The organism is Gordonia sp. NPDC062954, from assembly GCF_044543825.1.
In the GTDB taxonomy this organism is placed as follows: domain Bacteria; phylum Actinomycetota; class Actinomycetes; order Mycobacteriales; family Mycobacteriaceae; genus Gordonia; species Gordonia tangerina.
In genome coordinates, this window is sequence record NZ_JBITWL010000007.1 from 194719 (window position 1) to 209922 (window position 15204).

Consider the following 15204-nt stretch of genomic DNA (forward strand, 5'->3'; position numbering starts at 1 on the left):
GTCCACCGCGGTCACCGACGTCGCTCCGCTACCGATCCGATGCCCAAGATCTCGACGGCTTCCGCACGCATCTCGACCTTGCGCACCTTGCCCGTGACCGTCATCGGGAACTCCTTGACCACATGGACATAGCGCGGGATCTTGTGCCGCGCGATCTTGCCGTCGGCGAACGCACGCAGATCGTCGGCGGTGAAATCTGTTGCCTCGTCACGGAGCCGCACCCACGCCATCAGTTCTTCGCCGTACTTGTCGTCGGGCACACCGATCACCTGGGCATCGAGGATGTCCGGGTGGGTGTAGAGGAATTCCTCGATCTCGCGCGGGTAGATGTTCTCGCCGCCGCGGATCACCATGTCCTTGATCCGTCCGGTGATGCGCACGTAGCCGTTGTCGTCCATCACCGCCAGGTCGCCGGTGTGCATCCACCCCTCCTCATCGAGGGCTTCTGCTGTCTTCTCGGGCTCGTTCCAGTATCCCGTCATCACCGAGTAACCTTTGGTGCAGAACTCGCCGGTCTCACCCCGCTCCACCGTGTCGCCGGTCACCGGGTCGATCACCTTGATCTCCAGGTGCGGTCCCACCCGACCGACGGTACCGACCCGCAGTTCCAGCGGGTCGTCCACACGGGTTTGGGTGGATACCGGCGACGTCTCGGTCATGCCGTAGCAGATCGACACCTCACGCATGTGCATCCGCTCGACGACCTGACGCATCGTGTGCTCGGGACATGGCGATCCGGCCATGATGCCCGTCCGCAGGCTGGACAGATCGAATCGGTGGTCATCGCCGAGTTCGTCGAGCAGCGCGAGCTCGGCGATGAACATCGTGGGCACCCCGTACAGACTGGTGCACCGATACTGCGACACCGCCGCCAGGGTGGCCTGCGGGTCGAAGGCAGGCGCCGGGATCACCATGGCCGCACCATGACTGGTGGCCGCCAGGTTGCCCATCACCATGCCGAAGCAGTGGTAGAAGGGCACCGGGAGGCAGATGCGGTCGGCGTCGGTGTAGTCGAGCAGTTCACCGACCAGATAGCCGTTGTTGCCGATGTTGCGGTGCGTGAGCGTCGCCCCTTTGGGGAAACCCGTTGTACCCGAGGTGTATTGAATGTTGATGGGATCGTCGGGGCCGAGAGACCCGGCGATGTCGGAGAGCCGACCCATCTCGGCGGCAGTGGGTTCGGCGAGGAGTTCGGCCCACTGTGGCGACTCGAAGAGCACCACCTCGCGCACGTCCGGACACCGTGGGCGGGCCTCGGCGAGCATCGACGCGTACGCGGAATCCTTGAACCGCTCTGCGGCGAAGACCACTGAGGTACCCGACTGGGTCAACGCGTACTCGATTTCGTTCTGCCGATAGGCCGGGTTCAGGTTGACCAGGACGGCGCCGATCTCTGCCGCCGCGTACTGGGTCAGCACCCATTCGGCCCGATTGGGTGACCACAGTCCCACCCGGTCGCCGGGATTCACCCCGAGCCGCAGCATCCCTGCGGCGAGGGCATGCACATCGCGGTGGAACTGCGTGTATGTCCACTGCCGTGACGTCGCGGCGTCGACGAGTGCCAGGTTGTCGCCGTACGACTCGACCGTGCGGGCCAGGGTTGCGCCGATTGTCTCCGTGAGCAGGTCGGGGACGCTCTCCCCGTGAGAGTAGGCCGGTTGCGCCATGATGTGCTCCGATTCAGGGTTGTCGCCGCCCGTCAGGCGGAATGTTCCGGGAGGTCGCCAGAAGCTCCGGCCCGGGTCAGCACGGCCTCGGCCTGGCGCAGCACCGGGCCGTCGATCATCTGACCGTCGAGGGTGAACACGCCACCGGCGTGCTCGGTCGAGCCGTCCACCACACGTCGTGCCCAGAGGACCTCGTCGTCGGAGGGCCGGTAGCCCGCGCGGATGTGCTCGACCTGCGACGGATGTATGCATGCTGTTGCCGTGTAGCCGAGGGCGACGGCATCGCGGACCTCCGCGACGAGACCGGACACGTCGTCGATGTCGAGGTGGACGGAGTCGACCGCGAACTTCTGGTGCGCAGCCGCCGCGATGCGCACGGTGGACCGGACCCAGCGCGCGACGTCGCGGTACTGGCCGGCTCGCTCCTCCCCCGGCCCGAACCGACTCGATTTGCCACCGAGCCCGGCCACCAGATCCTCGGCACCCCACATCAGTCCGATGCAATTGACCGCCGCAGCGATCTCATTGACCCTTGTCGCGCCCAGCGGCGTCTCGATGAGCGCCACCGTCTGCAGGGCGGTGTCGATGATGGAGTCGACGTCCTCGGCTTTTGCCTGCATCACCACGCGGTAGTTGGTGTCCAACACCGCAGTCAGATCGCGGCGATAGTCGCCGGTCCCGGCCGGGTTGATCCGAACGATCGTGCGGTCGGGGTCGATCGGGTTGGCCACCAGGGCTTCGCGGGCGGCGACACGACGTTCCGGCGCGACCGCGTCCTCCAGGTCGAGGATCACCACGTCAGCGCGGTCGAGGGCTTTCTGATATCGCTCCGTACGGTCGGCCGGGCAGAAGAGCATTGCCGGTCCGGGTGGTGTCCAGGCGTTCGCGAATTGCATCATCACTCCGTTGGCTGTCGTCGCACCAGCGTGGCCCTTGCGGCGCGCGCAACGACCTCGCCGTGCTGATTGCGTCCGATGTGGGTCAAGTTCACCACGCCCTCACCCGGCCTTGACCTGGATTCCCGTTTACCGGTGCATTCGGTCTCGGCGTACAGTGTGTCGCCGGCGAACAACGGGGCCGGGAAGGCGACCTCACTGAACCCGAGATTGGCCACCAGGGTCCCCTGCGTCAGTTGCGACACCGACAGCCCGACGATGGTCGAGAGCGTGAACATCGAGTTGATCAACCGCTGCCCACCGAAGCCCGGTTGCTCCGCCGACCATGCAGCATCGAGATGCAGGGCCTGGGTGTTCATCGTCAGCGTGGTGAACAGCACGTTGTCGGCTTCGGTCACCGTGCGTCCGGGACGGTGTTCGTAGACGGTACCCTCGGCGAACTCCTCGAACCACAGGCCGCGCTGGATCACGCGGACGCGTTCGGCCGCATCCTGCTCGGTCATGCGAATCCCAACTGCCGCGCGATGAGCATGAGCTGCACCTCGGTGGTGCCCTCCCCGATCTCGAGGATCTTGGAGTCGCGGTAGTGCCGGGCGACGGGGTACTCGTTCATGAAGCCGTAGCCGCCGTGGATCTGTGTCGCCATCCGAGCGTTGTCCATCGCGGCCTCACTGGAGATCATCTTGGCGATGGCCGCCTCCTTCTTGAACGGCTTGCCCGCCAGCATCTTCGCGGCGGCATCGTAGTAGGCGGTGCGGGCCACGTGGGCGCGCGCCTCCATCCGGGCGATGGCGAACGACACCGACTGGTAGTTGCCGATCGGTTTACCGAAGGACTGTCTTTCCTTGGCGTACTTGACGCTTTCGTCGACGCAGCCCTGCGCTGCACCGGTGGCCAGCGCGGCGATCGCGATTCGCCCCTCGTCGAGGATGGACAAGAAGTTGGCGTATCCACGGCCACGTTCGCCGAGCAGGTTCTCGGCCGGAACCCGCGCATCGGCGAAGGTCAGCGGATGGGTGTCGGAGGCATTCCACCCGACTTTGTTGTAGGCGGGTTCGGCGGTGAAGCCCGGGGTGTCCGACGGCACGACGATCGTCGAGATCTCCTTGCGTCCGTTGTCTCTTGTCCCGGTCACCGCGGTGACGGTCACCAGAGAGGTGATGTCGGTACCGGAGTTGGTGATGAACTGTTTGGCACCGTTGATGATCCAGCTGTCCCCGTCGCGCCGTGCGGTGGTCGCGGTGGCACCGGCATCTGACCCGGCACCGGGTTCGGTGAGGCCGAACCCGGCCAGCGCGGCGCCGGAGGTCAGGTCTGGCAGCCACTTCTGCTTCTGCTCTTCGGTGCCGAACTTGTAGATCGGCATGGCGCCGAGGCCGACCCCGGCTTCGAGGGTGATCGCCACCGACTGGTCGACCTTGCCGAGTTCCTCGAGCGCAAGCGCAAGCGCGAAGTAATCGCCGCCCATGCCGCCATACTCCTCGGGAAACGGCAGACCGAACAGTCCCATCTTGCCCATCTGGGACACGACCTCATACGGGAAGCTGTGTTCTTCATCGTGTTTCGCCGCCACCGGCGCCACCACCGACTGCGCGAAGTCGCGCACCGTGTGGATCAGGTCGATGTGGTCCTGGTTGAGTTCCATCAGTTCTCCTTCTGCACGTCTGCGAGCGTCTGGCCGGCAGCGACCTTGTCGCCGACGCGGACCGAGACGGCCACCACGCCGTCGATCGGGGCGGTCAAGGTGTGTTCCATCTTCATCGCCTCCACGACGACGACCGGATTTCCGGTTGCGACGACGTCGCCCGCCGTCGCCGGTACCGCGACGACGGTGCCGGGCATCGGACTCAGGATCTCCCCGGCATTGTCGTCGGCCGCCTCGTCGAGCAACGCACGTGCGGGTTCGAGCTGCCAGGTGCCGTGCGGGCCCGACACCCACCACGTGCCGGCGATCTGCACCTTCGACCAGGACTGGCTGACCCCGTCGACGATGAGCCGCCGAGTGCCATCACCGTCGGTGCCGCCGCGGCGAATGCGGCGATACTCGATATCGGCGCGCCACGGGCCGCGGTCGGAATCCTCGTAGGTGACCTCGGCCCGACCGGACACACCGTCCTCGGTCGCCGTGCTCACCGCGATGGCAACGGTGAAATGCTGTGCACCCCAGGTCAATCGGGTGGTCACCGGTGCCACGTCGCCGAGTCGCCAGCCCACCGCCGACTGCCATACGTCTGCGCGGTCGCGGGGTCCGATGCGGGCGACGGCCGCCAGCACGAGCGCCTCTGGTTCGGGCTCGGCCACCGCGTAGTCGACGACGAGCCGGTCGAGCAGTTCGGTGTCGAGGTCGGCGTTGCGGACCTCGGGTCGGGCGAGGACGAACCGACAGAAGTCGACATTGGTGACCACACCCAGCACCCGGGTGTGTGCAAGCGCCTGATCCAGCCTTTCCAGGGCCTCTTCCCGGTCGCCGCCATGGGCGATGACCTTGGCCAACATCGGGTCATAATCACTGCCGACAATCAGCCCTTCAGCCATCGCCGAATCGACGCGGATACCGCTGCCGGGTGCGGTATCGGGCTGCACCAGGCGGGCGATCGTGCCGCCGGTGGGTAGGAAGCCGTTGGCAGCGTCCTCGGCGTACACGCGTGCCTCGACTGCATGACCGGTCAGGGTGATGTCGTCCTGGGCCAGGCCCAGCACCTCACCGCGCGCGACGCGAATCTGCTGTTCGACGAGGTCGACGCCGGTGACGAGTTCGGTGACGGGGTGCTCGACCTGCAGGCGGGTGTTCATCTCCATGAAGAAGAACTGGTCGGGGTGGTGGGCGGAGACGATGAACTCGACGGTGCCGGCACCGGAGTAGCCGACGCTGCGGGCGGCGTCGCAGGCCGCCTCACCGATCCGCGCGCGGGTCTGCGCATCGAGCAGCGCCGAGGGCGCCTCCTCGATAACCTTCTGATGGCGGCGCTGCAAAGAGCATTCGCGTTCGCCGAGGTGGATGACGTTGCCGTGGTCGTCGGCAAGGATCTGTACCTCGATGTGACGGGGCGTATCCACGAAGTGTTCGAGGAACAGGCTGTCGTCGCCGAACGCGGAGCCCGCTTCGCGACGCGCGCGTTGCAGCGCCGCGGGCAGGTCTGCGGCGTTCTCGACCCGATGCATGCCTTTACCGCCGCCGCCGGCACTCGGCTTGATCAGCACCGGGAATCCGATGTCGGGTGCGGCGGCGATCAGGTCGTCATCGGACAGGCCGGGTCGCGACAGTCCCGGCACCACCGGGACATCGCGCTCGGTGACCGCGGCGCGCGCGGTGATCTTGTCGCCCATCGTCGCGATCGCCTCGGCCGGAGGTCCGATGAAAATGATCCCGGCGTCGTCGAGGGCGGCCGCGAATTTCTGGTTCTCCGAGAGGAATCCGTACCCGGGATGCACCGCGTCGGCACCGGTGTCGAGCGCGGCACGCACCACCGCGTCGATGTCGAGGTAGCTCTGTGTGGCGGCGGCGGGGCCCACCCGCACGGCGACGTCGGCCTCTCGGACATGGCGGGCGTCGGCATCGGCGTCGGAGTAGATGGCGATGCTGCGGATACCCATGCGCCGCAGGGTGTCGATGACACGGCAGGCGATCTCGCCACGGTTGGCGATCAGCACACTGCGGATGGGGCGGGCGATGGTGGGGCTGGTCTGGTTCATGGTCATCACATCCGGAAGACGCCGTAGCGGGGTTCGGTCAGCGGTGCGTATCTGCATGTCTCCAAGGCGAGTCCGAGGAGTGTGCGGGTCTGCGCGGGATCGATGATGCCGTCATCCCACAGCCGCGCGGTGGAGTAGTAGGCATCGGACTGGTGCTCGAACTGCTCTCGGATCGGCGCCTTGAAGGCTTCCTCGTCGTCGGCCGGCCAGTCGTCACCGGAACGTTCGATCTGGTTGCGACGCACCGTGGCCAGGGTGTCGGCGGCCTGCGGTCCGCCCATCACCGAGATCCGGGCGTTGGGCCACATCCAGAGGTAGCGCGGCGAATAGGCGCGCCCACACATCGAGTAGTTGCCGGCGCCGAACGATCCACCCACCATGACCGTCAGTTTGGGTACGCGTGCGCATGCAACGGCGTTGACCATCTTGGCGCCGTTCTTGGCGATGCCGCCTTCTTCGTAGGCGCGGCCGACCATGAAGCCGGTGATGTTCTGCAGGAATATCAGCGGGATGCGTCGCTGGTCGCACAGTTCGATGAAATGCGCACCCTTGAGCGCGGATTCGCTGAACAACACGCCGTTGTTGCCGATGAAGCCCACCGGATGGCCGTGTACGTGTGCGAAGGCGGTGACCAACGTGGTGCCGTAGTTGGCCTTGAACTCGGTGTATTCTCCACCGTCGCTGATGATCTCGATGACCTCACGGACATCGTACAGGGTGCGCGAATCGGTGGGTACCACGTCGTATAGGTCAGTCTGCGGCCGCAACGGTTCCCGGACGGGAACCGTCTCCCACTGATGTTGCTCGCGCGGCCCCAGCGTGGCGACGATCTCACGCACCTTGGCCAGTGCCTGTTCGTCGTTGTCGACGAGGTGGTCGGTGACGCCGGAGACCGACGAGTGCATGGCACCGCCGCCGAGCTCCTCGGCGGTGACGTCCTCACCGGTCGCGGCCTTCACCAGCGGCGGACCGGCCAGGAAGATGGTGCCCTGATTCCGCACGATCACGGTCTCGTCGCTCATCGCGGGCACGTAGGCGCCACCGGCGGTCGACGAGCCGAGCACGGCGGCGATCTGCGGGATGCCCGCGGCACTCATCGTGGCCTGGTTGTAGAAGATGCGGCCGAAGTGTTCGCGGTCGGGGAACACCTCGTCCTGCTGTAGCAACATTGCTCCGCCGGAGTCGACGAGGTAGATGCAGGGCAGCCGGTTCGCGGCCGCGATCTCCTGGGCGCGCAGATGCTTCTTGACCGTCATCGGGTAGTAGGTGCCGCCGGAGACGGTCGCGTCGTTGGCCACGATCATGCATTCGCGGCCGGCCACCCGCCCGACACCCGCAACGACACCGGCCGACGGCACCCGGCCGTCATACATGTCGTGGGCGGCCAGCGGCGCCACCTCGAGGAAGGGAGAACCGACGTCGAGGAGTCGATCCACACGGTCGCGGGGTAGCAGTTTTCCGCGGGAGATGTGACGCTCCCGGGCCTTGTCGCCGCCGCCGCGGCGCGCCATCGCGAGGTGGTCGCGCAGCGTCTCGACATTCGCCAGGTGCGCAGCCCGTGGGCCGGGCGCGTTGCCCTCGATTCCGGGAGCCTCGGCGTTGAACGTGCTGGTCACCATCGACCTTTCAGTTAGCCGTCATTAACTGAATGCATCGTACGACACAACAGGTCGCCTTGTCACGCACTGATCGAGCCGCCATCACATTGTCGCAGCCAACGTGACGTGGCTCACGACTATTGCGTACTGTGAAGGCAGGCCCACCACCCCTCGGGCCGCGACAACCGATGCCCGCAGCGCCCACACCCACGGCGTCTGCGGACCGATATATGAAGAGAAGGCCAGGTAATCCCATGACCCTCGCAGATGATCGCGCGCACCGCCTCGGTGCGCCCACCGACGAGACCGCGACGTTCTCCCGGACCTCGTCCTCGGCTGCCTCGTTCTCCCTCGACGACCGCTACACGCGCGAAACCGGGACCATCTATCTGACCGGCATCCAGGCCCTGGTCCGTATGGTCCGTGACCGCGCCCGCATCGACCGCCGCCAGAATCTGCGCACGGCCTCCTTCATTTCCGGCTACGAGGGCTCCCCACTGGCCGGCTACGACCTCGAGATCGCCCGCCGAGCTGCGTACCTCGAACCGCTCGACATCGTCCACCGGCCCGGGCTCAACGAGGAGATCGCCGCGACGTCGGTGATGGGGTCGCAGGTGGCCGGCCAGGTGGCAGACCTCTCGCCCGACGCCGACGGGACGGCACGCGACGGCGTCGTGGGCTACTGGTACGGCAAAGCGCCCGGCCTCGACCGCGCTACCGACGCGCTGCGGCACGCCAACATGATCGGCACCCACCCGTCCGGTGGAGCGGTGGCACTCGTCGGCGACGACCCCGGCGCCAAGAGCTCCACCATTCCGTGCGCGTCGGAGATGGCGCTGGCCGATCTGTACATGCCGATCCTCTATCCCGCCGACTCGCAGGACATCCTCGATTTCGGCGTGCACGCCGCGGTGATGAGCCGGGTCAGCGGACTGTGGACGTCGATGAAGATCTCCGCGCATGTCGCCGACGGAGCGTCGACAGCACTGGTCGACACCAACCGGATCATGCCCGTGTACGGCGACCTCGGTCGCAGCCCGCACGTCCCGAGCGGACGATTGCTGGGCGCCAGCCTGATGGAGCTCGAGCAGAATCAGCTCACCACCCGCATTCCGCGAGCGCTGGAATACGCTCGGCTCAATGGCCTCAACCGCATCGTCACCTCCAGCCCGGACGACCGGATCGGCATCGTCGCGGCCGGCAAGACGTATCTGGACCTTCGGGAGTCGTTGCGGCTCATCGGCATCGACGATGATCAGCTCAATCGACTGGGCATCCGCATCCTCAAACTGGGCATGGTCTATCCGCTCGACCGCGACATTCTCGACCGGTTCATGTTCGACACTGCCACCGGCGACCTCGACGAGGTCATCGTGGTGGAGGAGAAACGCGACTTCATCGAGACGATGATGCGCGACATCCTGTTCCGTCATCCCCGCGCTCCCCGCATCGTCGGCAAGACCAATGAGGACGGTTCGACCTTGTTCTCGAGGTTCGGCGAACTCGATGTGGACGCGGTGTCACGCGGTCTGGCCACCCGGCTGGCGCGTCACCACCATGTCGATGCCGCGCAGGACTGGTTGGAACGGAAATCCAAGCGGCGCGGCCGGATCGAACTGCCGCTGGCCGTCCGCACGCCTTACTTCTGCTCCGGCTGCCCCCACAACAGCTCCACCAAGGTCTCCGACGACACGCTGGTGGGCGCCGGGATCGGCTGCCACGCCATGGTGCTGTTGATGGACGAGCGTCAAGTCGGCGACATCGCCGGCGTCACCCAGATGGGCGGCGAGGGCGCACAGTGGATCGGGATGGCGCCGTTCGTGACCGCGGATCATTTCGTGCAGAACGTCGGTGACGGCACGTTCATGCACTCCGGCTCGCTGGCGCTACGCGCCGCGGTCGCCTCCGGCGAGAACATCACCTACAAGCTGCTCTACAACGGCACCGTCGCCATGACCGGCGGTCAAGACCCGGTGGGCGCGATGAGTCTGCCGCGGCTGACCTCGCTACTTCTCGACGAAGGTGTTAACCGCATCGTGGTCACCTCCGACGACGTGGCACGCACGAAAGCGCTCGGCCTGCCGAAGGACGTCACCATCCGGCATCGCGAGGACATGCTCGACGTGCAGACCGAGCTGGCATCCGTTCCCGGCGTGACGGTTCTGGTCCACGACCAGCACTGTGCGGCGGAGAAGCGTCGCAAGCGCAAGCGCGGCACCATGAGCACGCCGAACCGACGAGTGATGATCAACGAACGCATCTGCGAGGGATGCGGTGACTGCGGCGAGAAATCCAACTGCCTGTCCGTACACCCGGTGGACACCGAATTCGGCCGCAAGACGCACATCGACCAGAGCTCATGCAATCTCGACTTCTCTTGCCTGAAGGGCGATTGCCCGTCGTTCGTGACGGTGACGCCGGGAACCGAGCGGGAACGTCGCCGTGCCGACAACATCGCCGCGTCACTGATGCCCACGCCGCGGGTGCCCGCGGTGCGCGAGTCGTTCGCGATCCGCGTGACCGGGATAGGCGGGACAGGGGTGGTGACCGTGTCCCAGGTGCTGGCCACGGCCGCGGTGCTCGACGGCAATGCTGCGCGCACCGTGGACATGACCGGCCTGGCGCAGAAGGGCGGTGCGGTGGTCAGTGATGTCAAGATCACCCCGCAGATCGTGGAGCAGGCAGGCAAGGTGGCTTCCGACGACTGCAACCTGTACCTGGCGTGCGACCCCTTGGTGGGCACCGATCCGGTTAACCTCAAGGTCGCCGATGTCGACAAGACGGTCGCCGTGGTGTCGACCACCAAGATCCCGACCGGTGCGATGGTCATCGACACCACAGTCGGTTTCCCCGCCGACGCCCAGGTCCATTCGGCCATCGACGACAAGGTGCGTCGCGCGGTGTACCTCGATCCCGGGGAACTGTCGACGGACCTGTTCGGCGACGAACAGTACGCGAACATGCTGATGGTGGGTGCGGCATATCAGGCAGGTGCGCTGTCGATCTCGGCCGAGTCGATCGAGCACGCCATCGAACTCAACGGCGTGGCCGTAGACGCCAACATCCAGGCATTCCGCCGCGGACGTCAGGTGGTGGACAACCCGGATGCGGTGGCGCACACACTCACCGGGCTGCACGGTGCCACCTCTGCCGAGATCGAGCCGAGTGAGTATGCGATGTCCGTCGTCGGTGAGTTGGGCTCGCTCGAGGACGACCTGGCACGCACTATCGCCATCCGCTACGACGAGCTAATCGCTTATGCCGACGAGCGTTATGCACGTGAGTATTTCAAGTTCGTCTCCCGGGTCCAGCGCGCCGGTCACGGTCCCGCGTTCACCGGCGCGGTTGCTCGGAACCTGTACAAGTTGATGGCCTACAAGGATGAGTACGAGGTCGCGCGGCTGACCCAGGACCCGACGTTCGCGGCGCAGATCGCGGAGCAGTTCGGCGACGACGCGCAGGTGGCCGTCCGCCTGCATCCGCCGACGCTGCGCAGCATGGGGATGAGGGAGAAGTTGTCGCTCGGCGGCTGGGCAGACCGGCCGCTCTCGGCGCTGGCAAAGATGAAGCGTTTGCGGGGCACCAAGCTCGATCCGTTCGGCCACAATGAGGTCCGGCGGACCGAACGTGCTCTGATCGGCGAGTACCGCGAGACCGTCGAGGATCTGCTGGCCGGCTTGGCCGATGGCCGCGTCGGCGCGGATCGGGTGGGTTCAGCCGTGGAGCTGGCTGAGCTGCCCGACATGATCCGTGGCTACGAGGGCATCAAGATGGCCAACGTCGCGCGCTACCGCGCGGAGGTCACGGCCCGCCGACAGACCCTCGGCATCTGAGGCGTCACCCCGGCGATCTGTTTGCGCGAGCGCGCACCGGTCCCGCTCGCGCGCATGTCGAGACATGCGCGCGAGCCGATCGGGCGCGCGCAGGCGGATCGTCGCGGCGGCCCTCACTCCCAGCGGGTGCGGTTGCGTTCCAGGCCATCGAGCACCACCTCGAGGCCGAGGTCGAACTCGTCGGCGTAGGAATACCCCGGCGCCATGACATGCGCGGTGGTCATCTCGGTGAGATGCGCGAGGTCGGCCGGGTCGATTCCGGATTGGATCGATTCGGCGACCTCCCGCGTGTCGGCCGCATCAGTGGAGTCGAACGGCATGGTTGTCTCCTGCAAGACAAAGCCGTAGAGGTAGCTGTCCAGCAGGGAGAACGCATGTGCCGCGCCGCCGATCGTGAAGCCGGCTCGACGCAACACCCCGATCACGGCGTCGTGATGCCGCAGTGTTTGCTGCCCGGGACTGCGCCGAGAGTCCATCAACCCCAACGCCCACGGGTGGCGCACCAATGCGTCTCGCGCAGAAGCGGTTCGCACCCGCAATGCCTCGCGCCAGTCGGCCTGGGTCGGGATCTCGATCTCCGCGAACACGTGATCGACCATCACGTCAAGAATGCCGTCCTTGTTGCGGACGTGGTGGTAGAGCGACATCGCCTCGACTCCGAGTTGTTGGGCGATCTTGCGCATCGTCACCGCGCCGATCCCGCCCTCATCGGCCATCTGCACCGCGGTAGAAACAACCGCTTCACGGGTCACCGGCTTTCGTGTGGTCACCAACTTTCCTCCTCCTCTGGACATCGGTCCACCTTACCGCGTAAGGTGTCCTTACACCGTAAGGATCATCGCCATCGAGAGGACCGCCCAATGACCATCGACGACACCCCCGACACTCGCCCGCTGCGGGTATGCATTGTCGGCGCATCCGGGAAGCTGGGGCGCTACATGATCCAGCACTGCCTGGATCGCGGCTACCAGGTGGTCGGCGTCTGCGGCCGCAGAGCGTGCCGAAACTCGACGACGTCGCTGACCGCATCGAGATCATTCCCGGCCGCACCGACGATCGCGCGGTGATCGCCCGCGCTGTCGCCGGTTGCGATGGCGTCTTGACCGTGCTGGCCCCGTGGGGTGTGCACGACTACTCCTCGGGCACCACCCGAGCGGTTCTCGAGTATGCAGAACCCGATGCGCGACTGATCTTTTCGTGTGGATGGCACATCACTCGTGATGGCCTCGACCGATACTCCTGGCAGCTTCGCTACATTGTGCCGATCGTGAGCACGCTGGCGAGGTGGGCGCGTGTGGTCGACGTTGACGATCAGGTACGGGCGGCCCGTCTGATCTTCGACTCCGACACCCGCTGGACCGTGGTGCGCGGCAGCGATCTCGAGGAAGGAGAGAGCCAGGGCCTGCCGGTGTGGAGCCGGCACGTCGGCGATCCGATACTCGCCGGCAACCTCACCCGGCGCATCGACTTCGCGTTGTTCATGGTTGCGGCATTGACCAACGACACGTTGGTGCGCGAGGCGCCTGCGATCAACGGGTGTGCGACAGAGTCGGCAAGGGCGTACGCGGGTAGGCCTGCGCAACCGGCGCACTCCCCCTGCCGCTGACAATCAAGTCGCTCGTTCAGGTCCGCGCGGTCAGCGTTTGTTGTCGAATATCAGCAGTGCCAGGCGTGCTTCGACTGCCGAGATGGGTTGGGGGATCATCTCGGTGAGGGTGTAGTGCTTGTGTTGTGGTGGCGGCGCCTGTGCTGGTGGTGGGTGGATGCGGGCGCGGGCTTGTTCGAGGTTGCGTAAGAAGAGGGCGGCGATGTCGGGGCGTCGGTTGTGTTGTTGCGGGTTGGGTGGTGCGTCGGGTTCGCTGTTACGGCGCCACCACACGCGGCCGGCGTCGGGGCCGTCGGTGTAGACCCCGGTGGTGAACTGGCCCGGGTTTTTGCCGACCATCCGGTTGTGCGGGCCACAGGCGGGGGCGAGGTCGACGATGTCGGTGTTGCCGCCGTCGGCGAAGTCACGCACGGCGTGATGCATCTCCACGTGGGCGGCGGGCTGATCACAGTCGGGTGCTGAGCACACGTGCCCGTCGGGGCGGGCGAAAGACACCAACCGTTGCGCGCGGGTGGCGAGTCGTTTGGCCTGCCCGAAATACAGCGGTATCGCACTGTTGTCGGCGAACACCGCCAAATACTGTTGCGCGTCGGCGGCCAGCCGGATGACATCGGCCATCGGCAGACTCGACCCGGTGGCGGTGACCGCAACTCCGGATTCACGGATCAGGTCGTTGAGGTCGGCTTTGATGATCAACTGCACCGGCAGACCACGATGCGATTTTCCGAGCAGTCCGTCGTCGAACACCGCCCGCAACAGGGCCGCCAACGCATCGTGTTTGCGTTGCGCCGGGGACCGCAAATCACGCCCGGCCGCAGCTTCCAACGCTTCGGGGTCGGCATCGTCGACCCCGCCGGTCGGCGAGTCGGGGTCGTCGGGATTGTTGAGGCCGGGTGTGGCCCATACCGCCCACAGCGTTTCGATCAGGGCGCGGGTTTCCGGGTCGAGGTGACCGGTCAGTTTCGACATCTGCTGGGCGTCTTGCCGGTTGACCCACACGTTACGACGTCGTTTACGGTCACTGCCGTCGGACAACTCGCCGTCGGGGTCGAGGTTGTCGAGTAGCCGCTGCCCGAGTTCACCGATCTCGGCGGGCGTGTGCTCACACGCCAACCCGGCCAGGGTGGCCTCGGCAGCCACCTTCTTGTCGTGGGGCACCTGGTGGGGCAGCGCGTCGAGGAACTCCACGGTCGTCTCGAGGTGGGCCGGCCCGACCCGGCCGTCGGCGAATGCCTGGGCCAGGGTGGGATACTTCGGCTCGGCCGGCTGCCCGTCGAGGTGACGGAACTGGCCGGTCGCGGTCATCTGTCCTCGGCGACGAGCAGGGTGCGACACCCGCAACACCGCGTTCATGAAGTTGGGCAGACTGCGATACCCCATCGACCGGGGCACATCCCGATCCGAGATCTCCACGATCTGCCGATTGCCTTGGAACACCATCCGATTGATCGTGCGTTCCTGCGCGGTGGCCACCGCCACCAACTCGGCATCGGTGCACTTTGTGGTTCCCCCGGAATCGTGGAGGACTCCTCTATGCGGCTTCGGGCTCGGTGACTGCGGTGTTCTCGTAGTCGACCGGACTCATCATCCCGATCGCGCTGTGGCGACGCTGGTGATTGTAGAAGCCGTAGCACCACTCCAACACGACCGCCTGCGCCTCCATGATAGTATGGAACTCGTTGCGTGACAACACTTCCCACTCCAAAGAAGAGAAGAATGCCTCCGCTGCGGCGTTGTCGAAACACGATCCGACCCGGCCCATCGACTGCCGGATACCCATCTTCTGGCACAGCCTGGTGAACCGTTTCGCGGTGTACGTCGACCCACGATCGGTGTGGAAAATCAGCTTCTGCGCATCGTCATCACGCCATATCGCCTGCATACCGCCCCGCGTGGCGACCGCCATCTCGA

The 15204-nt window shown here is 66.0% G+C and carries 12 protein-coding genes; 3 read left to right on the plus strand and 9 right to left on the minus strand.

The annotated features are described in order from the left end of the window. Positions 1–11 precede the first annotated feature (11 nt). The 6 genes from ACIGKQ_RS10065 to ACIGKQ_RS10090 are packed head-to-tail and all read right to left on the minus strand — an operon-like array spanning position 12 to position 7875. Positions 12–1667 carry an AMP-binding protein gene (locus tag ACIGKQ_RS10065; protein WP_266059807.1) on the minus strand — a complete coding sequence of 552 codons (1656 nt, stop codon included), beginning with the start codon at positions 1665–1667 and terminating at the stop codon, positions 12–14. A gap of 32 nt (positions 1668–1699) precedes the next feature. Continuing rightward, positions 1700–2563: an HpcH/HpaI aldolase/citrate lyase family protein gene (locus ACIGKQ_RS10070; RefSeq protein ID WP_396573465.1), complete on the minus strand. Its 864-nt coding sequence runs from the start codon at positions 2561–2563 to the stop codon at positions 1700–1702. 2 nt (positions 2564–2565) lie between these two features. Next, positions 2566–3066 (minus strand): MaoC family dehydratase, encoded by a 501-nt coding sequence (locus ACIGKQ_RS10075; RefSeq protein WP_235724740.1) that lies wholly within the window; start codon positions 3064–3066, stop codon positions 2566–2568. Continuing rightward, positions 3063–4208 carry an acyl-CoA dehydrogenase family protein gene (locus ACIGKQ_RS10080; RefSeq protein WP_396573467.1) on the minus strand — a complete coding sequence of 382 codons (1146 nt, stop codon included), beginning with the start codon at positions 4206–4208 and terminating at the stop codon, positions 3063–3065. Before ACIGKQ_RS10080 ends, ACIGKQ_RS10075 begins: the two co-directional genes overlap by 4 nt. Further along, positions 4208–6256 (minus strand): acetyl/propionyl/methylcrotonyl-CoA carboxylase subunit alpha, encoded by a 2049-nt coding sequence (locus tag ACIGKQ_RS10085; protein ID WP_396573469.1) that lies wholly within the window; start codon positions 6254–6256, stop codon positions 4208–4210. Before ACIGKQ_RS10085 ends, ACIGKQ_RS10080 begins: the two co-directional genes overlap by 1 nt. A 5-nt stretch (positions 6257–6261) precedes the next feature. Then, a complete protein-coding gene (locus tag ACIGKQ_RS10090; protein ID WP_396573471.1) occupies positions 6262–7875 on the minus strand; it encodes a carboxyl transferase domain-containing protein in 1614 nt (537 codons plus the stop codon). Between the two features lie 233 nt (positions 7876–8108). Here ACIGKQ_RS10090 and ACIGKQ_RS10095 point away from each other — a divergent pair, with 233 nt between their 5' ends. Then, on the plus strand, positions 8109–11687 hold the full coding sequence (locus ACIGKQ_RS10095; protein ID WP_396573472.1) for an indolepyruvate ferredoxin oxidoreductase family protein: 3579 nt from the start codon (positions 8109–8111) through the stop codon (positions 11685–11687). Between the two features lie 113 nt (positions 11688–11800). On the opposite strand, the gene ACIGKQ_RS10100 is transcribed toward ACIGKQ_RS10095, so the two are convergent. Next, positions 11801–12481 (minus strand): TetR/AcrR family transcriptional regulator, encoded by a 681-nt coding sequence (locus tag ACIGKQ_RS10100; protein WP_396573474.1) that lies wholly within the window; start codon positions 12479–12481, stop codon positions 11801–11803. Between the two features lie 66 nt (positions 12482–12547). Between ACIGKQ_RS10100 and ACIGKQ_RS10105 the strand changes: the two genes are divergently transcribed. Further along, entirely contained in the window at positions 12548–12754 is a 207-nt protein-coding gene (locus tag ACIGKQ_RS10105) for a hypothetical protein (RefSeq protein WP_396573475.1), read from the plus strand. After that, positions 12751–13293 carry an NAD(P)H-binding protein gene (locus ACIGKQ_RS10110; RefSeq protein ID WP_396573477.1) on the plus strand — a complete coding sequence of 181 codons (543 nt, stop codon included), beginning with the start codon at positions 12751–12753 and terminating at the stop codon, positions 13291–13293. The genes ACIGKQ_RS10105 and ACIGKQ_RS10110 overlap by 4 nt, the downstream gene beginning before the upstream one ends. A 30-nt stretch (positions 13294–13323) precedes the next feature. Here the strand turns inward: ACIGKQ_RS10110 and ACIGKQ_RS10115 are convergent, their stop codons facing one another. Both ACIGKQ_RS10115 and ACIGKQ_RS10120 read right to left on the minus strand, forming a co-directional pair. Beyond that, a complete protein-coding gene (locus ACIGKQ_RS10115) occupies positions 13324–14766 on the minus strand; it encodes a DUF222 domain-containing protein (protein WP_396573478.1) in 1443 nt (480 codons plus the stop codon). A 58-nt stretch (positions 14767–14824) separates the two neighbouring features. Next, positions 14825–15204, minus strand: a 380-nt coding sequence (locus ACIGKQ_RS10120) for an integrase core domain-containing protein (RefSeq protein WP_279941326.1), incomplete at its 5' end; no start/stop codon positions are given.